The organism is Ruegeria sp., from assembly GCF_040830605.1.
Taxonomy (GTDB): Bacteria; Pseudomonadota; Alphaproteobacteria; order Rhodobacterales; family Rhodobacteraceae; genus Ruegeria.
Window position 1 is genome coordinate 265404 of the sequence record NZ_JBFOMD010000001.1, and the last position, 16127, is coordinate 281530.

The following is a 16127-nucleotide window of genomic DNA, read 5'->3' on the forward strand; positions in this document are numbered from 1 at the left end:
ATTGGTTAAGTTGAACGGGCGGTTTCAGTGACCGCCCGTTTTGCATTGGTGAGGACGGGTGATGCAGAGGATCATGGTCATCGGCGGGCCGGGCTCGGGCAAGTCCACGCTTGGCCGGAAACTCGGCGCACGGATGGGCCTTCCGGTGGTGCATATGGATCCGATCTACTGGCTGGGCGATTGGGTCGAGCGCGACAAGACCGAGGCGATGCGCCTGGCAAAGGAAGCTGCCGACCGCCCGGAATGGGTGTTCGAGGGCAACCACTCCGCCTCGATGGCATACCGGGCGGAACGTGCCGATCTGATCGTGTTCCTCGACATGCCCCGCGTGTTGCGCATGTGGCGGGTTCTGTGGCGGTCATTGCGTTTCCACGGCCATACCCGGCCGGATATGGGGCCGAACTGCCCCGAACGGTTTGACCGTGCCTTTCTGGAGTTTTGCTGGAGCTATGACAGCAACGGACGCCTGCGCGCGCTTCGGTTCATCGACGACTGGCGGGGCCGCCGCAACGTCCGTGTGCTGACGTCGCGGCGGCAGGTCGAGGATTTTCTGTCCGAGTTTTTGGCGAGATAGAGACTGAGTATGGTGGAGATTGCCTGCTTTTTTGGCGAGTTTTGCGCGCCGTCACATAAGGATATCGGGCCTCTCTGGGGCCGTGCCTCGGCCCAAAGGACGCAGTGCAGCAAGCCGTTTGCCGGTTGCGTGCGGCAAATGGCCCGAATGGAGCTTGGTAAGTTATCTTACCTTGACGAGATTGGTTGAAATCCCCAGCTCTTGCCCGGCGTTCAGCGCCATGCGATGCGCTATCGCGATTTTGACAAGGGGAACGACACTCATGGGGTTAAGACGGCTGCTGAGGCAGGCAAAGGTGCGGCTCGATGCCAGGACCTTTCAGCAATACGGGCTGGCGCGGTTTGACGTGGAGGCGGTCCGTGACAGCGATGTGGTGATCGCTGCCTGGCCGAAATCCGGCAATACGTGGATGCAATGCCTCGTCGCCGGCTTGCAATATGGTGTGGACAGCTCCAACGCACCGGATCGTCTGATCCAGACACTGGTTCCGGATCTGCATCAGAACCGTACCGGCGTGGTCATGTCCGACACCATGGTTTTTAAATCTCATCACATGCCGCAGCCTCAATTTCGGCGCGTCATTCATCTGGTCCGGGATGGGCGGGACGCGCTTGTCTCGTATTGGCATTTTCGAAAGGCCCTGGGCTATACCGGCTCCATGTCCGATTTGATGGGCGAGACCGACAAGGTCTACGCAAACTGGTGGGAACACACCAAAAGCTGGAAAACAAATCCGTATGGGGCCGAGGTCCTGACGGTTCGGTACGAAGACCTTCTGGGCGATCCCCAGCCGCAGCTGCGCCGTGTCGCCAAATTTTTGGATATAAATTGCGACGACGAGCGGCTGGCGCAGGTCATTTCCACTTCGTCCTTTTCCCGGATGCAAAAGCGCGAAAAGAAACAGGGTTGGGACAACGAGGTCTGGCCAAAGGATGCGATGTTCGTCCGGCGGGGGGTGTCCGGGGCATTCCTTGATGAGATGTCACCCGAGGATATTGCGGCTTTCGAGACCCGCTGCGGCGACGTGTTGCAGGACATGGGATATGGGTTGAGCTCGCAGGACCGGTAGGGGTATTTGGGGGATCAAACAGGACACCGGCTTGCCTCTCAAGACCCAAGCATTTATGGGCCGTGCGCATGAACACCGACCATCCTCAAAGACCCCGTCGCAACTTCTACGGCCGTTTCAAGGGCAAATCCTTGAAGCAGAGCCAGAAGGCCTATCTGGACGAGGATCTGGCCGCGTTCGCGCCCGGCGCCGTCGATTGGGACAGTAATCCCGAGCGCACGCCGCTGGATTTGGGAGGGCTGTTCGGCGGGCGGCCTGTCTGGCTCGAGGTTGGGTTTGGAGGCGGCGAGCATCTGGTGCATCAGGCGGAAAGCAATCCCGGTATCGGAATCATCGGGGCTGAGCCTTATATCAACGGCGTCGCCACGCTGTTGGGCAAGATCCGCCGCGCCGGGGTCAGCAATCTGGCGGTGCATGCGGGTGATGCGCGCGATCTGTTCGACGTGCTGCCCGATCAGAGCATCTCGCGCGCGTTCCTGCTCTATCCCGACCCCTGGCCCAAAAAGCGCCATCACCGCCGCCGGTTCGTGACGCCCGAGCATCTGGAACCTCTGGCCCGGGTCCTGAAACCCGGCGCGATCTTTCGGGTGGCGACGGATATTCCCGATTATGTGCGCCAGACGCTGGAAGAGGTGCCGAAGGCCGGGTTCGAATGGTTGGCCGAACGCCCCTCGGATTGGCGCGCGCCGTGGGATGACTGGATTTCGACCCGGTACGAGCAGAAAGCTCTGCGCGAGGGGCGTGTTCCCCACTATCTGACCTTTCGTCGCGCCGGTTGAGCGGCGGGAGCGGTTGCGATCCTGCCTGTCGGTGCGCCCGGCGGGGCCTGCGGGATATGCGTATTTATCAGCGAGAAGAAGCGGTAGAGGCTTTGGTGCTGGACCCTGTGGCGCCAATTCGCTAATCGGCCAGTGATGATAGCGCAAAAGGAGCCCCCATGTCCGGACACGGCACGCCCATCCCGATGACCTCGCATCCCTGCGGCCCGCTGACCGGCACGGCAGAGGTGCCGGGCGACAAGTCGATCTCGCACCGCTCGTTGATCCTAGGCGCGATGGCGGTGGGCGAGACGAAAATCTCGGGCCTGCTTGAAGGTGAGGATGTGCTGGACACGGCCAAGGCGATGCAGGCCTTTGGCGCCGAAGTGGTCAATCACGGCGGTGGCAACTGGTCGGTGCACGGAGTTGGCGTTGGCGGCTTTGCCGAGCCGGATCAGGTGATCGACTGCGGCAATTCGGGTACAGGCGTGCGGCTGATCATGGGCGCGATGGCGACTTCTCCGATTTCCGTGACCTTTACTGGGGATGCGAGCCTGAACGGGCGCCCGATGGCGCGGGTGACCGATCCGCTGGCGCTGTTCGGCACCCGGTCGGTGGGCCGCGCGGGCGGGCGGCTGCCGATGACCATCGTGGGGGCCGCCGATCCGGTGCTGGTGCGTTACGAGGTGCCGGTGCCTTCGGCGCAGGTGAAATCCGCCGTCCTCCTGGCGGGGCTCAATGCGCCGGGCCAGACGGTGGTGATCGAGAAGGAAGCGACCCGTGATCACTCGGAACGGATGCTGGCGGGCTTTGGCGCCGAGATCACGGTCGAGGAGACCGACGAGGGTCGGGTGATCACCCTGACCGGGCGTCCTGAGTTGAAGCCGCAGGAGATCGCGGTGCCGCGCGATCCGTCCAGTGCCGCCTTTCCGGTCTGCGCCGCTTTGATCACACCGGGATCGGATGTGCTGGTGTCGAATATCGGCCTCAACCCGACCCGCGCCGGTCTCTACTACACGCTGCAGGAGATGGGCGCCGATCTGACCTTCGAGAACATGCGCGAAGAGGGCGGCGAGCCTGTGGCCGACCTGCGCGCGCGCTATTCGCCCGACATGAAGGGCATCACCGTGCCGCCCGAGCGTGCGGCCTCGATGATCGACGAATACCCGGTGCTGTCGGTGGTTGCAGCGAATGCGACGGGCACCACGATGATGGGCGGCGTCAAGGAGTTGCGCGTCAAGGAAAGCGACCGCATCGACGCCATGGCCTGCGGCCTGCGCGCCAATGGTGTGACGGTGGACGAGGGCGATGACTGGTGGACGGTCGACGGGCTGGGCATCGGGCAGGTGCCCGGTGGCGCCACCTGCGAGAGCTTTCTGGACCACCGGATCGCCATGTCCTTCATGGTGCTGGGAATGGGCGCCAAGGCGCCGGTTTCGGTGGATGACGGCGGCCCGATTGCGACCTCCTTCCCGATCTTCGAGCCGCTGATGTCAGGTCTGGGTGCGAAACTGGTTCGCGACTGACGGGTTCATTTGCGCGGCAGTCGGGCCATCGCATTTTCGGGCAGCTGTTCAGCCCCGCCCAAGAACTCTGCCACGGTGCCCGCTCGGCTGCGGCGGGTCCGAAACAGAAACTGCCAGACCTCGTGCAGGATCACCCGGCGGCCCATACGGCTGTACCAGCGCATGGCATGCCTCAGGTCCGGGTCGGTCTGGGTCAATTGCCGCCAGATGTTGCGGGGGCGCAGGGTCACTGCGACCTCAATCGTTTTCACAAAAAAAAAGACCCGCCAGGCCGGAATATTCGGTGTTTCGACGACCTGATGCTTGTAGTCCCAACGGCGCAGGTCGGGCTGGATGACTTGATGACCGCGCACCGTTCCGAAGAACGAGGTCCAGCGGTGAGGGGTCGCGTAGATCGACATGATCTGATCTGGATCGTATCGGATGAGCTGGCGCAGGATCTTCAGAAAATCCCGGTCGCGTTCATCCGCGAACCCGACGGCGAAGGTACACAGCCCGATCATGCCGTGGTTTCGCAGCAGTCGGATGGCCTGCTGGTCCTTGGTCGTGGTCCCGCCTTTTCGGATCTTGCACAGCGTTGCTTCATCCGTGCTTTCCAGCCCCAGCAGGAACCGCAGAACACCAGCCTTCTTGTAGAGCGGCAACAGGTCCGCGTCGCGCACGATGTCATCGGCGCGGGTCGATCCAATCAGCGTGACGTTGACGTTCTCTTCAATCAGCGCCTCAAGAAACGCCTTCCATTTGCGGCGAGAGGATGTGGGGTTTTCGTCGGCAAGATTGACCAGTTCGACGCCTTGTTCGCGCACCAGCCAGGCGATTTCGCGGGCCAGTTTCACCGGATCACGATGGCGCCAGCGGGTCCAGAATCCCCGCTGACCGCAATAGCTGCACAGATGCGGACAGCCTCGTGAAAACTGCAGGATCACCGATTTCAGCCCGCCCCAATAGGAATAGTCGTCGAAATCGATCAGTTCCCACCCGATCCTGTGCGCATCGAGATCGGTGAGAACCGACGCGGGCGCGGTCGCGCGGATTTGGCCTGTGTCGCCACGGTAGGCGATGCCGGGGATTGCCGAGAGATCGCGCCCGGTTTCCAGCGCTGCGATGACAGCCGGTGTTGTGGCCTCGCCCTCACCCCGGATGATGATGTCGATGGCATCGCACTCCTTCAGTACGTCTTTCCAATGATAGGTGGGGTAGACGCCGCCATAGATGATCTTCACCTGGGGTCTGACGGCTCGGATCATGGCGGAGAGTTCAAGAACGGTCGGGTGGGCAGAGCTTGATCCGGAATGGCCGATCAGCACCACGTCCGGGTCGGTTTCAAGAACAGCGTTGACGCAGTCCGCCAAGCGCATCGGGCCGAGATCCGCGTTGACCAGTGAGACCTGATGCCCGGCATCGATCAGGGGTCCACCGATACAGAGCAGGCCGAACGGGGGCAGGTTCTCTTTCGGGATTCGGCTTCCGATCGCGGTGTGAGGTGGATGCAGCAGGGTAAGTCGCATTTTCGGTTCCTTTCCGTTCACCCTGTTGCTAAGGCCTTACCCGTGCAGATTTTCCGGAGAAGATGATGAGATTTACCGTAGCCATCGACGGCCCGGCAGCGGCAGGGAAGGGTACGATCTCGAAAGGGGTCGCCGCGCATTTCGGGCTGGCGCATCTGGATACTGGCCTGCTCTACCGGGTGGTGGGCCGCCGGATGCTGGATGGCGAACAGCCGGTCGATGCGGCCCGGGCGCTGGTTCCGGAGGATCTGGAAAGGGATGATCTGCGCACGGCGGACGTGGCGCAGGCGGCGTCCAAGGTGGCGGTGATCGCCGAGGTCCGCGCGGCGTTGGTGGATTTCCAGCGCGCCTTTGCGCGGCGCTCGGGTGGGGCGGTTCTGGACGGGCGCGATATCGGGACGGTGATCTGCCCCGAGGCCGAGGTGAAGCTGTTCGTGACGGCCAGTGCCGAGGTGCGGGCCGAGCGGCGCTATCTGGAGCTTAGCGCCAGAGGCGCGGATGTGGACCGCGCGCAGGTGCTGGCCGATGTCAGGGAACGCGATACGAGGGATACGGACCGCAGCGAGGCGCCGTTGAAGCCAGCCGAGGATGCGGTCTCGCTCGACACGTCAGACCTGAGCATCGAGGCGGCGCTGGCCGCCGGCATTGCTGCCGTCGAAGCAAAGATGCCCGCGAAAGGGTAATCTTTCGCGGGCGGTTGCCGGGCCTGGAGCCTCACCCCGACAACTTGGTGGACCTTACAGTTCGCCGACGGCGACGTGCTTGATCTTGGCCCACTGATCGTCGGCGGTCGCGGCGGTTCCGGTGAGATCCTCCAGGAACGCCGACCGGGTGGCCGCGTTCAGGAACAGGAACAGCTTACCATCGGCCAGCACATACTGATCCGGATCGCCGTCGAACTTCTTGCCCACCGACACCCCGTACGAGCAGAAGCCGCCATGCTGGGGCAGGTAGGCCGCCGGGTTGGCCTCGAACGCTTTCTGATTGTCTTCCGAGGCAAAATAGTAGGACGCGCCGTCATAGGTCGACGAGTAGTTGGCGAACCCTTCGACCGGGTTGCCGTTGTTGACCAGCGCGACCAGATCCACCCCATGGGCGGCCAAGGGAGCTCCGGCGGCGGAGATGCCGTTCGAGACGTTGATCTCGTCAGCGGCAAAAGCAGGCGCGGCGGCCAATGGCAGGGCGGCGATCAGCGCGGTAAGAACGAAGGACTTCATCGGGTTTCCTCTTCAAATCTGGGTTTCAGGACGGGACCGTTGCTGGCCCGATGCGCTCAAGGTAGGAGGGGGTGGCCGGGGGCGTTATCGCCGATCCGCCAGAGTTTCTTGCAGATCGTTCAAAGCGGCGGGGGAACGGCAAAACGGGCTGGTTCACCAAGCTGTGTATCGCCTGAGCGTGGCTGGCATCCTAGGCTGGCGGGATCACCACCCGGGAGCCATGCCGATGATCCGACTTGCCCTTGTCCTGACCCTGCTCGCCGGCCTTTGTTCGGCGCAGGAGGCCGAGCCGCCGATGACCTATGAACGGTTGGGCAACATCATTTTTGCACTTGACCCCGAGGCGCAACCGCTTGGGCCGGGGTTTGAGTTGACGGTTGCGGACGTAACGGTGCTGGTTGTCACAGATACCGCTGCGGACCGGATGCGGGCGATGGTGGCAATCGGCAGCGCCGCAGATTTGTCGCCCGAGGACCTGCAACGCATGATGCAGGCGAATTTCGACAGTACGCTGGATGCGCGTTATGCGATCGCCAATGGTACTTTATGGGCTGCGTTCATCCACCCCTTGTCTAGACTGGACAAGGACCAGTTGATCTCGGGTCTGGCCCAGACCGTGAACATCGCCAAGACCTACGGCACCTTGTACACCGGTGGTGCGGCGGAATTCGGAGGGGGCGACAGCCATGATCTGCAGCGCGCTCTGATCGAAGAACTTCTGAAAAAAGGCGAAGAAATCTGACACACGCCTAGAATTCGCGCTTACCCTGATGCCAGCCTGTCTCGCAGAAGCCACCATGCAGAGTAAGATACGCGTTGGGGGTTGTTTTGAACGCTTGGCGTTTTGTGCGGAGCCCTTGGGGGCGAAGGGTCCGTCACTGTCGGTCGCGGGGGCCGGTTGGGCATGCTGGCTTGGGGCGTCATAGGCTCTAGCTGGACGCAGGAAAGCTGCTATAGTTCTCCTCAAGCCAAAAGGGAAAGCTGCTATACAAACCCCAAAACCTAAAAAGGGGCGGCAGCAATATAATCCCCCGAGCCAACAGGGACAGAAATACATGAATAATCGTTTGCGCAAAATCACCATCGTGGGTGGTGGCACGGCGGGTTGGATGACCGCGCTGATCCTGGATATGGTGTTTTCTCGCACTTCAGCGCAAAGGGATCGCCCGCGCATCTGTCTGATCGAGAGCCCCAATATCGCGACCGTGGGTGTAGGCGAGGCCACGGTGCCGCGCATGCCGGTCACGCTCCGTCAGGCGGGCATTTCGGAGCGGGATTTTTTTTGCGAGACCAACGCGTCGTTCAAACTCGGTGTCAAGTTCTGCAATTGGAACAAGGACGCCAAGGGAAATCGCATTGATTACGTCAACCCCTTTGCCCATGGCCAGTTGTTAGAGGGCTTGGAGGCTGCCGAGTATTTCTTGCGCTTCGGCAATGGGGATCGGGATTTTACCCAATCCATCTCGCCACACGATGATCTGGCCCGCCTGTGCAAAGGCGCGCGGCAATTGGGTCAGCCCGAATTCGAGCAGCGCTTTGGCTATGCCTATCACCTGGACGCTGTGAAATTCGCAGGTATGCTCACCAAGGTTTGCACGAAACGCGGTGTGGAACACATCCAGGATGAGGTGCAATCGGTTGAGCTGGATGAACAGGGCAACGTCAGCCACCTGATGTTGGAGCGTAAAGGCCGCCATGACATCGAGATGGTCGTAGATTGCACCGGGTTCCGCGGGCTGATCATCAACCAGGCACTTGGCGAGCCGTTTCTGGATTACTCGGATTATTTGCCAAACGATCGCGCCATGGCGTTGCAGGTCGAGCATCCCGATCCAGACAAGATCGAAAGCGTCACACGGTCTACCGCACTTGGCGCAGGTTGGACATGGCGGGTGCCGCTCTACAACCGTGTGGGCACAGGATACGTGTACTCGTCCGCCCATCGTACCGATGATCAGGCGGCGGATGAATACCTCGAATGGCTGGGTGACAGCGGAAAGGGCCTGACGCCGCGCGTGATCCCGATGCGTGTAGGGCGCGTACGCAATGCCTGGGTCAAGAACTGTTTGGCGATCGGTCTGTCCGGGGGGTTTATTGAGCCGCTTGAGAGTACCGCGATCCATATGATTGACCATGCAATACGCTGGTTCGCCGAGCATTTGCCGACGCGAGACATCGAGCCGTCCCTGCGGGCCAGATATAATCGGCAGATGGATAAGCTCTATAACGAGGTTCTGGAGTTCATCTGTCTGCACTATCGATTGGGCAACCGCACGGATGATCAATATTGGATCGACGCGCGTACAGAGATGAAGCTGCCGGACCGGTTGGCCGAGAACCTGGATTTGTGGCAGAACCGCCTGCCAATTGAAAGCGATATCGAGTTCGCAACGCTATTTAACTTTCGCGTGTATCAGACGGTTCTTTTGGGCAAACAAGTCTATGACACGGGATATGGTACTGGCATCCGCGATCGTCTGCGGCCGTTGAAGAAACCGATTTGGTTCCAGTGGTGGAAGGGTGCGAAAGTGGACCTCGCCCAGATACTCAAAACGATGCCGGATCACAAAACGCTGCTGCTCGATATCCGAGGGGAGTTGGAGCGACCAGCCTTTGGCAAGGCGGCGGCGAAACCGACAGTGGCGGTGCCGGGCGCGGCACCGGCACCCGTGGCGATTCAGAACATGCCGAACTTCGCCGAAATCCAGTGCGGCGTGAAGGATTTGCAACTGTTCTAGAAATTCTGTGCGGTCCGCGCGGAGAGTGTTTTGAGATGAAGATGGGGGCGGAGAGTTAAACCTCTGCCTTCAGGACGGCCACTAGGGTTTCAAATTGGTCTTGGTAGCGCACTGATGCAAAAATTCAGTGTGGGATGCGTAGGGATCGTGGGGTCTCGCTCAGGGGGTGAACACCGCCAAGACCTACGGCACGCTCTATTCCGGCGGGGCGGGGCAGTTCGGTGGCGGTGACAGCTGCAACCTGCAGCGGCAGTTGATCGAGGAGTTGCTGAAGAAGGGCGAGGAACTCTGAGCTACAGCGGCGAGCCCTCGCGCATTTCGTCCTGTTCGGTGGGCGTCGGCGTATGGTTGAAGACAAAGGCGGTGCGGCAGGCCTCTTCACCGCCCAGTTCCTCGATCTTGCGGCGCTGATCGGCAAAGGCGCGGGCGTTGACCTCGTCCGGATCACAGATGGCACGCAGACGGCGCTCGCCTTCGGTCAGTGCCGCGCGGATATCAGGGTCGTTCACCCCGTCCATGGCGCGGTTCACCTGTTCGTGCGGGTCGCTCTGCAGATCGAACAGCTGCGGCGGCTGGCCGACATAATGCACGTACTTCCACCGCCCCCAACGCACCAGGAAGCTGCCGGTCTTTGACCCGCCATCGTGGTATTCGCTGAAACCCGTGCGGTCCGGGTCATCGGGCGCGCTGGCGATAACACGCAGGGACTGCCCGGGCTGCCCCGCATTGCCCACGTCATCAGCCACGCCACAGACCTCGCGCGCGGTGGCGGCGATGTCGGTGAGATTGGTGCAGGTCGCAACGCGATGCCCGACGGGCACACCGGGCCCGGCGGCGATCATCGGCACGCCTGCGCTGGCCTCATACATCACCTGCTTGGTCCAGAACCCCTGATCCCCCATCATGTCGCCGTGATCCGAGACATAGAGCACCACTGTGGTTTCAAGCTGCCCGCTGGCCTCAAGCGTGCGCAGAACACGGCCCACGCAATTGTCCATGAAAGAGGTCAGACCGTAATAGGCCGCCTTGGCCTCGCGCATCTTCTGCTCGTCGAAATAGTCGCCGTAGTTGAAGAAATCGGCGATGTTGCGCAGCTCTTCGTGGTCCGGCAGCCCTTCGCCATAGCCCACCGGAAGATCCATCTTGGCCGGATCGTAGAGCGCATACCACTCCTCGGGGCAGGTCAGCGGGTAGTGGGGGCTGACCAGAGAGACGAAAGCCGCCCAGGGCTGTTCACCCCGTGTCGGATCGGCCAGCCAGGCCTCGGCGGCTTCGGTGATGGCGCGGTCATACTCGGTGTAGGTGCTGGGGCCTGTGCCCACGTCGCCCGCCAGTTCCTCTGCCGAGTCGTAGGGTGGCGGGTTCTCACGCAGCAGGCCAACGGCCCAGCCGACGCCGCCCACCACATGCATGGGCAGGATTTCCTGCGAGAACCCATTGTCATCTTTGTTCGAGCGAAAATGCAGCTTGCCGATGGACACCACCTCGCGCCCCGCATCGCGGAGCTGCCGCATCCAACTACGGGGCTCGCCCGCATAAGGCGTGGCGCTGTCCCAGTGGCCGGTCCGGTGCACCCAGTTGCCAGTTGCCAGCGCCGCCCGGGTCGGCACGCACATGGGCGAGGGGGTATATGCGGCCTCGAACAGTGTCCCGCGCGCGGCCAGAGCGTCCAGGTTCGGCGTTTTGACAATCGGATGCCCGGCGCAGCCCATCGCGTCCTTGCGATGCTCGTCCGAAATAATGACCAGAAAATTTGGTGTCATTGCCGATCCCTTCAGAACGGTTCCCGCTCGCCAAGCGCGTAGCGACCCACATCGACGATATCAAAGGCCAGAGACACCAGCAGTGTCGCCATGATGACCCAGATCAGCCGAACCGCCCATGGCGACAGTTCCCTGTTGCCCTGCAGCCTGTAGAGATACAGGACAACCGGCACCCAGATGATGATATGCGGCAGACCCATCAGGCGGACATAGCCAAGCTGGTCGTAAATCCACTGGACGCCCATCCCGGCCACGACGCTGGCGGCGACCGTCACCAGCCCGGCGATTCTGGTGTTGCGCCAGATCAGAAGCCCCAACGGAAGGATGAAGGCGCCGATGACCAGCCAGGTCACCCAGATCCGCACCCAAAGCGACTGAACGGCAAGCGCCTCTTCAAAGGTCATCGTGATCCTCCCTCGCGTCTGCCGGGACCCTAGCATATGCGCGGCATGCCGCAACTCGCCTGATGAGCGGGCTTGCCTTTTGGTGAAACCCGGACTAAGACACGCGCGTCGACAAGGCGATGTGAGCCATAAAAGAAAGAGACGAGCAGGGTCGGGAGCGTCCGGCCCTCTTTGTTTTGCGGCATGAGACCCAGGTCGCCCGGACCAACCCCTAAGACCGGCGGAGACAACCGCTCGGCCAGAAAAACCGAAGTGAAAAGGAAACCTGAGACCTCATGGCTCAAAACGTATCGATGGAGGATTTCGAAGCCCTCCTGAACGAAAGCTTCGAAATGGACACACCCGAAGAGGGTACTGTCGTCAAAGGCAAGGTGATCGCTGTTGAAGCGGGCCAGGCCATCATCGACGTAGGCTACAAGATGGAAGGCCGCGTCGATCTGAAAGAATTCGCAAATCCCGGCGAAGCCCCTGAAATCGCTGTTGGTGACGAGGTCGAAGTTTACCTGCGCGCCGCAGAAAACGCCCGTGGCGAAGCTGTCATCTCGCGCGAGATGGCCCGCCGTGAAGAGGCATGGGACCGTCTTGAAAAAGCATATGCCGACGACCAGCGCGTCGAAGGTGCAATCTTTGGCCGGGTCAAAGGTGGCTTCACCGTCGATCTGGGTGGTGCTGTTGCGTTCCTGCCCGGCTCGCAGGTTGACGTCCGCCCCGTGCGCGACGCTGGCCCGCTGATGGGTCTGAAGCAGCCGTTCCAGATTCTGAAAATGGACCGTCGCCGTGGCAACATCGTTGTGTCGCGCCGCGCAATCCTGGAAGAATCGCGTGCCGAACAGCGTGCCGAGGTCATCGGCAACCTGTCCGAAGGTCAGACCGTCGAGGGTGTCGTCAAGAACATCACCGAATACGGTGCATTCGTTGACCTGGGCGGCGTTGACGGCCTGCTGCACGTCACCGACATGGCATGGCGCCGTGTGAACCACCCGTCGGAAATCCTGTCGATCGGCGAGACCATCAAGGTTCAGGTCATCAAGATCAACAAGGAAACCCACCGCATCAGCCTGGGCATGAAGCAGTTGCAGGAAGATCCGTGGGATCTGGTCGGCGCCAAGTACCCGTTGAGTTCGGTGCACAAGGGCCGCGTCACCAACATCACCGACTACGGTGCGTTTGTTGAGCTGGAGCCGGGCGTCGAAGGTCTGGTTCACGTGTCCGAGATGTCCTGGACCAAGAAGAACGTCCACCCCGGCAAGATCGTTTCGACCAGCCAGGAAGTCGACGTCATGGTTCTGGAAATCGACGGTGCCAAGCGCCGCGTGTCTCTGGGCCTAAAGCAGACCATGCGCAACCCGTGGGAAGTCTTTGCCGAGACGCACCCCGAGGGCACTCAGGTCGAAGGCGAAGTCAAGAACATCACCGAATTTGGTCTGTTCATTGGCCTCGACGGCGACATTGACGGCATGGTTCATCTGTCCGACCTCAGCTGGGACGAGCGGGGCGAGGATGCCATCCAGAACTACCGCAAGGGCGACGTCGTTCAGGCGGTTGTCTCGGAAGTGGATGTCGAGAAAGAGCGTATCTCGCTGTCGATCAAAGCCCTGGGCGGCGACAAGTTCGCCGAAGCCGTGGGCGGCGTGAAGCGTGGCTCGATCGTGACTGTGAACGTGACCGCAATCGAAGATGGCGGCATCGAGGTGGAATACGAGGGCATGAAATCCTTCATCCGCCGTTCGGACCTGTCGCGTGACCGCGCCGAGCAGCGCCCCGAACGCTTCTCGGTTGGTGACAAGGTCGACGTCCGCGTCACCAATGTCGACAGCAAGACCCGCCGTCTGGGCCTGTCGATCAAGGCACGCGAGATCGCCGAAGAGAAAGAGGCCGTGGAACAGTACGGTTCGTCGGATTCGGGTGCATCGCTGGGCGACATTCTGGGCGCAGCGCTCAAGTCGGGCGACTAAGCCTTACGGCTTTCGAGGAATGGAAGGCCCCGCAGCGCTGGCTGCGGGGCTTTTTTTGTTCGCCGGTTTCTGATCGGTACCACGGCTGCCATCTGTGGTATAAGTCAGTTTCGGGCAAAGACATGCCCGCTGACGGAGAGAACAGATGCCCCTAGACCTGATCCTGGCGCTGATCGTGGCGACCGCCGTTCTGGTGGCCATCCCGGGACCCAACGTGGCGTTGATCATTGCCAACACGCTGGCGCATGGGTTCCGTTTTGGTGCGATCACTGTTCTAGGTACCACGCTGGGCATCGCGCTGCAGCTTGCGCTGGTGGTGGTAGGTCTTGGCGCCTTGCTGCATCTGGCCGCAGGCGCGTTTCTCTGGCTGAAATGGGTGGGGGTCGCCTATCTCTTCTATCTCGGTGTGACCGCCTGGCGGCAGGGCGCACGTGACATGCCCGAGGTCGCGGCCTCGGGCCGCCCGGTCCGGCTGGTGTTCTGGCAGGGGCTGGGCATGGCCCTGATCAACCCCAAGACATTGCTGTTCAGTGCGGCCTTCCTGCCGCAGTTCGTGCCGGTGAGCGCCGGGTCACAAGGGTTGGTTCTGGCCGCACTGATCCATCTGGTTGTCATCTTTGGCAGTGATCTCTGCTGGGCCGCCATGGCCCAGACCGCGCGGCGGCCGATCCGGCGGCTGGGGCGGCTGCGGCACCGGCTGACCGGGCTGTTTTACTTCGCCTCAAGCGTCGGCCTGTCGCTGGCGCGCGCTGACCGCTGACCTCAAACGCCATCGCTTTGCGTTCCGAATCAATGGCTTCCCGGATGCCCGCCGCGGGGCGCATTGCTGCGTCGCGGCAACGGCGAAGTTATGCCGAGCGGCACCGAGTCGTGGATATCCGCCCGCAAACCGCCCAAAAAACCGACGAAAGCGGCACCACACGTCGTTTCCCCGAACCGGATTTTTTCCTATACTCCCAGACTAATAACACATCGCCACCACGTTGCCTTGGGAGGGGAACAGCACATGATCCGTTCTGAACTGATCCAGAAAATCGCCGATGAAAACCCGCATCTCTATCAGCGTGACGTCGAGCGGATCGTGAACACGGTGTTCGAAGAGGTGACCGATGCCATGGCCCGGGGCGACCGGGTGGAGTTGCGCGGCTTTGGCGCGTTTTCGGTAAAACAGCGCGACGCGCGCATTGGTCGCAATCCAAGAACCGGCGAAACGGTGCATGTGGAGGAAAAGCATGTGCCGTTCTTCAAGACAGGCAAACTGCTGCGGGATCGTTTGAACGGAAAAGCCTGAACTCATGATGCGTTACATTCGCTATGCCTTCCTCGCGGCGCTGGGGATCGTCCTGATCTCGGTGTCGCTGGCAAACCGTGCCTTTGTCACCCTCAAGCTGATGCCGGATGATCTGGCCGATCTGCTGGGGTTCAACTTCACCATCGCGCTGCCATTGTTCCTGGTTGTGCTGGGCGGGGTTGTGGCAGGTCTGGTGATCGGTTTCATCTGGGAATGGCTGCGCGAACACAAGCATCGCCGTCAGGCCGATGTGAAGCACCGCGAGGTGCGCCGACTTGAGCGCGAGGTGAAGTCGCTCAAGAAAAAGCAGAATGAAGGCAAAGACGAGGTTCTGGCGATCCTTGACGATGCCGCCGCCTGAGGGCCCTCATGTCGTCCGACATCAGCGTCAAAATATGCGGTCTGACCGCTTCGGAACATGTGCGTGCTGCGGTCGAGGCCGGAGCCCGGTACGTGGGTCTTGTCTTCTTCCCCAAATCCCCGCGCTACATTGATGTGCCTCTAGCTGCCCAACTGGCCGCCGAGGTGCCGCCCGGCGTTGCCAAGGTGGCCCTGACGGTGAATGCAACGGATGCCGAGTTGGATCATATTCTGGCTTCGGTTCCACTGGACATGTTGCAGCTTCACGGGCAGGAAAGTCCCGACCGCGTGGCCGAGGTGAAGGATCGGTATGGCCTGCCGGTGATGAAGGCCGTTGGTGTGGCCGATGAAGAGGATCTGGCCCAGATCGACCTCTATTCCGATGTGGCCGATCAGCTTTTAATTGACGCCAAGCCGCCCAAACACTCGGAATTGCCTGGTGGCAATGGCCTGTCCTTCGACTGGCGCTTGCTTGCGGGCCGTAAATACTGGCGGCGACCTTGGATGCTGGCGGGGGGGCTGGCACCGGATAATGCGGCCGAGGCCATCCGCATGACCGGGGCGCGGCAGCTCGATGTTTCGTCCGGAGTGGAACGCGCGCCCGGGGTTAAGGACAGCGGGCGCATCCGTGCATTTCTGGACGCGGCCCGGGCTTAACCCGACATTAACTATGACCGGGGAAAGTGCGGCATGGCCAAGCTACCGGAACACCTGACCCCTGAACTCTGGCTGTCGCAGGTCTTTGGCTCGAATGAGGCGATGCGCGGTGGTATCGTCAAGCGGCAGGTCCGCGATGTCGAGCGGCTGGTCGGACGGGCGGTCTTTGCCCGCGAGGTCAAACGGCGCGGGTTCCAGGCAGTCGAGAACGGGCGCCATTTCGTGATCTTCTGCAACGACAACCCCATTCGGATGGTGCGCTGACAAGGGCTTTCGAAAGCCCTTGCCCAAGCCGCTTGTAAGCGGC

At 61.4% G+C, this 16127-nt stretch carries 18 protein-coding genes; 14 read left to right on the top strand and 4 right to left on the bottom strand.

Features of this window, described 5'->3' with window-relative positions:
* The first annotated feature begins 61 nt into the window (after positions 1-61).
* The 4 genes from AB3N21_RS01205 to aroA all read left to right on the top strand — a co-directional run bounded on the left by AB3N21_RS01205 (position 62) and on the right by aroA (position 3927).
* Positions 62-574: an AAA family ATPase gene (locus AB3N21_RS01205; RefSeq protein WP_367933498.1), complete on the top strand. Its 513-nt coding sequence runs from the start codon at positions 62-64 to the stop codon at positions 572-574.
* Between the two features lie 262 nt (positions 575-836).
* Positions 837-1643, top strand: coding sequence for a sulfotransferase domain-containing protein (locus AB3N21_RS01210; RefSeq protein ID WP_367933499.1), 807 nt, complete (start codon positions 837-839; stop codon positions 1641-1643).
* A 68-nt stretch (positions 1644-1711) separates the two neighbouring features.
* Complete coding sequence (gene trmB, locus AB3N21_RS01215; protein WP_367933500.1) at positions 1712-2422, top strand: tRNA (guanosine(46)-N7)-methyltransferase TrmB; 711 nt, start codon at positions 1712-1714, stop codon at positions 2420-2422.
* 158 nt (positions 2423-2580) lie between these two features.
* Positions 2581-3927 carry a 3-phosphoshikimate 1-carboxyvinyltransferase gene (gene aroA, locus AB3N21_RS01220; RefSeq protein ID WP_367933501.1) on the top strand — a complete coding sequence of 449 codons (1347 nt, stop codon included), beginning with the start codon at positions 2581-2583 and terminating at the stop codon, positions 3925-3927.
* A gap of 5 nt (positions 3928-3932) precedes the next feature.
* Here the strand turns inward: aroA and bchE are convergent, their stop codons facing one another.
* Positions 3933-5435, bottom strand: coding sequence for a magnesium-protoporphyrin IX monomethyl ester anaerobic oxidative cyclase (bchE, locus tag AB3N21_RS01225; RefSeq protein WP_367933502.1), 1503 nt, complete (start codon positions 5433-5435; stop codon positions 3933-3935).
* Between the two features lie 65 nt (positions 5436-5500).
* Here bchE and AB3N21_RS01230 point away from each other — a divergent pair, with 65 nt between their 5' ends.
* Positions 5501-6118 (top strand): d(CMP) kinase, encoded by a 618-nt coding sequence (locus AB3N21_RS01230; protein ID WP_367933503.1) that lies wholly within the window; start codon positions 5501-5503, stop codon positions 6116-6118.
* Between the two features lie 54 nt (positions 6119-6172).
* Here AB3N21_RS01230 and AB3N21_RS01235 read toward each other — a convergent pair whose 3' ends face one another.
* Positions 6173-6652 carry a YHS domain-containing (seleno)protein gene (locus tag AB3N21_RS01235; RefSeq protein ID WP_367933504.1) on the bottom strand — a complete coding sequence of 160 codons (480 nt, stop codon included), beginning with the start codon at positions 6650-6652 and terminating at the stop codon, positions 6173-6175.
* Between the two features lie 226 nt (positions 6653-6878).
* Here AB3N21_RS01235 and AB3N21_RS01240 point away from each other — a divergent pair, with 226 nt between their 5' ends.
* The 3 genes from AB3N21_RS01240 to AB3N21_RS01250 all read left to right on the top strand — a co-directional run bounded on the left by AB3N21_RS01240 (position 6879) and on the right by AB3N21_RS01250 (position 9682).
* Positions 6879-7394 (top strand): hypothetical protein, encoded by a 516-nt coding sequence (locus tag AB3N21_RS01240; protein WP_367933505.1) that lies wholly within the window; start codon positions 6879-6881, stop codon positions 7392-7394.
* 313 nt (positions 7395-7707) lie between these two features.
* Entirely contained in the window at positions 7708-9390 is a 1683-nt protein-coding gene (locus AB3N21_RS01245) for a tryptophan halogenase family protein (RefSeq protein ID WP_367933506.1), read from the top strand.
* A 166-nt stretch (positions 9391-9556) separates the two neighbouring features.
* Positions 9557-9682, top strand: coding sequence for a hypothetical protein (locus AB3N21_RS01250; RefSeq protein WP_367933507.1), 126 nt, complete (start codon positions 9557-9559; stop codon positions 9680-9682).
* Position 9683: 1 nt separating this feature from the next.
* On the opposite strand, the gene AB3N21_RS01255 is transcribed toward AB3N21_RS01250, so the two are convergent.
* Positions 9684-11153 carry a sulfatase-like hydrolase/transferase gene (locus AB3N21_RS01255; protein ID WP_367933508.1) on the bottom strand — a complete coding sequence of 490 codons (1470 nt, stop codon included), beginning with the start codon at positions 11151-11153 and terminating at the stop codon, positions 9684-9686.
* Between the two features lie 11 nt (positions 11154-11164).
* Positions 11165-11557 carry a hypothetical protein gene (locus AB3N21_RS01260; RefSeq protein ID WP_367933509.1) on the bottom strand — a complete coding sequence of 131 codons (393 nt, stop codon included), beginning with the start codon at positions 11555-11557 and terminating at the stop codon, positions 11165-11167.
* Between the two features lie 275 nt (positions 11558-11832).
* Between AB3N21_RS01260 and rpsA the strand changes: the two genes are divergently transcribed.
* The 6 genes from rpsA (at position 11833) to AB3N21_RS01290 (ending at position 16084) form a co-directional block, all read left to right on the top strand.
* A complete protein-coding gene (gene rpsA, locus AB3N21_RS01265; protein WP_171176769.1) occupies positions 11833-13512 on the top strand; it encodes a 30S ribosomal protein S1 in 1680 nt (559 codons plus the stop codon).
* A 145-nt stretch (positions 13513-13657) separates the two neighbouring features.
* Positions 13658-14272: a LysE family translocator gene (locus tag AB3N21_RS01270; RefSeq protein ID WP_367933510.1), complete on the top strand. Its 615-nt coding sequence runs from the start codon at positions 13658-13660 to the stop codon at positions 14270-14272.
* A 246-nt stretch (positions 14273-14518) separates the two neighbouring features.
* Complete coding sequence (gene ihfB, locus AB3N21_RS01275; RefSeq protein ID WP_171176765.1) at positions 14519-14803, top strand: integration host factor subunit beta; 285 nt, start codon at positions 14519-14521, stop codon at positions 14801-14803.
* A 7-nt stretch (positions 14804-14810) separates the two neighbouring features.
* Entirely contained in the window at positions 14811-15164 is a 354-nt protein-coding gene (locus AB3N21_RS01280) for a lipopolysaccharide assembly protein LapA domain-containing protein (RefSeq protein WP_367933918.1), read from the top strand.
* Positions 15165-15172: 8 nt separating this feature from the next.
* On the top strand, positions 15173-15820 hold the full coding sequence (locus AB3N21_RS01285; protein WP_367933511.1) for a phosphoribosylanthranilate isomerase: 648 nt from the start codon (positions 15173-15175) through the stop codon (positions 15818-15820).
* Between the two features lie 33 nt (positions 15821-15853).
* Complete coding sequence (locus AB3N21_RS01290; protein ID WP_367933512.1) at positions 15854-16084, top strand: N-(5'-phosphoribosyl)anthranilate isomerase; 231 nt, start codon at positions 15854-15856, stop codon at positions 16082-16084.
* The last annotated feature ends 43 nt before the right edge of the window (positions 16085-16127 follow it).

What these genes read in the sequence shown, in the direction of transcription:
- AB3N21_RS01230 (WP_367933503.1), top strand. Translation starts at nt 5,501, where the DNA reads ATGAGATTTACCGTAGCCATCGACGGCCCGGCAGCGGCAGGGAAGGGT.
- aroA (WP_367933501.1), top strand. Translation starts at nt 2,581, where the DNA reads ATGTCCGGACACGGCACGCCCATCCCGATGACCTCGCATCCCTGCGGC.
- AB3N21_RS01255 (WP_367933508.1), bottom strand. Translation starts at nt 11,153, where the DNA reads ATGACACCAAATTTTCTGGTCATTATTTCGGACGAGCATCGCAAGGAC.
- AB3N21_RS01270 (WP_367933510.1), top strand. Translation starts at nt 13,658, where the DNA reads ATGCCCCTAGACCTGATCCTGGCGCTGATCGTGGCGACCGCCGTTCTG.
- AB3N21_RS01240 (WP_367933505.1), top strand. Translation starts at nt 6,879, where the DNA reads ATGATCCGACTTGCCCTTGTCCTGACCCTGCTCGCCGGCCTTTGTTCG.
- bchE (WP_367933502.1), bottom strand. Translation starts at nt 5,435, where the DNA reads ATGCGACTTACCCTGCTGCATCCACCTCACACCGCGATCGGAAGCCGA.
- AB3N21_RS01260 (WP_367933509.1), bottom strand. Translation starts at nt 11,557, where the DNA reads ATGACCTTTGAAGAGGCGCTTGCCGTTCAGTCGCTTTGGGTGCGGATC.
- rpsA (WP_171176769.1), top strand. Translation starts at nt 11,833, where the DNA reads ATGGCTCAAAACGTATCGATGGAGGATTTCGAAGCCCTCCTGAACGAA.
- trmB (WP_367933500.1), top strand. Translation starts at nt 1,712, where the DNA reads ATGAACACCGACCATCCTCAAAGACCCCGTCGCAACTTCTACGGCCGT.
- AB3N21_RS01235 (WP_367933504.1), bottom strand. Translation starts at nt 6,652, where the DNA reads ATGAAGTCCTTCGTTCTTACCGCGCTGATCGCCGCCCTGCCATTGGCC.
- AB3N21_RS01205 (WP_367933498.1), top strand. Translation starts at nt 62, where the DNA reads ATGCAGAGGATCATGGTCATCGGCGGGCCGGGCTCGGGCAAGTCCACG.
- AB3N21_RS01290 (WP_367933512.1), top strand. Translation starts at nt 15,854, where the DNA reads ATGGCCAAGCTACCGGAACACCTGACCCCTGAACTCTGGCTGTCGCAG.
- AB3N21_RS01210 (WP_367933499.1), top strand. Translation starts at nt 837, where the DNA reads ATGGGGTTAAGACGGCTGCTGAGGCAGGCAAAGGTGCGGCTCGATGCC.
- ihfB (WP_171176765.1), top strand. Translation starts at nt 14,519, where the DNA reads ATGATCCGTTCTGAACTGATCCAGAAAATCGCCGATGAAAACCCGCAT.
- AB3N21_RS01280 (WP_367933918.1), top strand. Translation starts at nt 14,811, where the DNA reads ATGCGTTACATTCGCTATGCCTTCCTCGCGGCGCTGGGGATCGTCCTG.
- AB3N21_RS01245 (WP_367933506.1), top strand. Translation starts at nt 7,708, where the DNA reads ATGAATAATCGTTTGCGCAAAATCACCATCGTGGGTGGTGGCACGGCG.
- AB3N21_RS01285 (WP_367933511.1), top strand. Translation starts at nt 15,173, where the DNA reads ATGTCGTCCGACATCAGCGTCAAAATATGCGGTCTGACCGCTTCGGAA.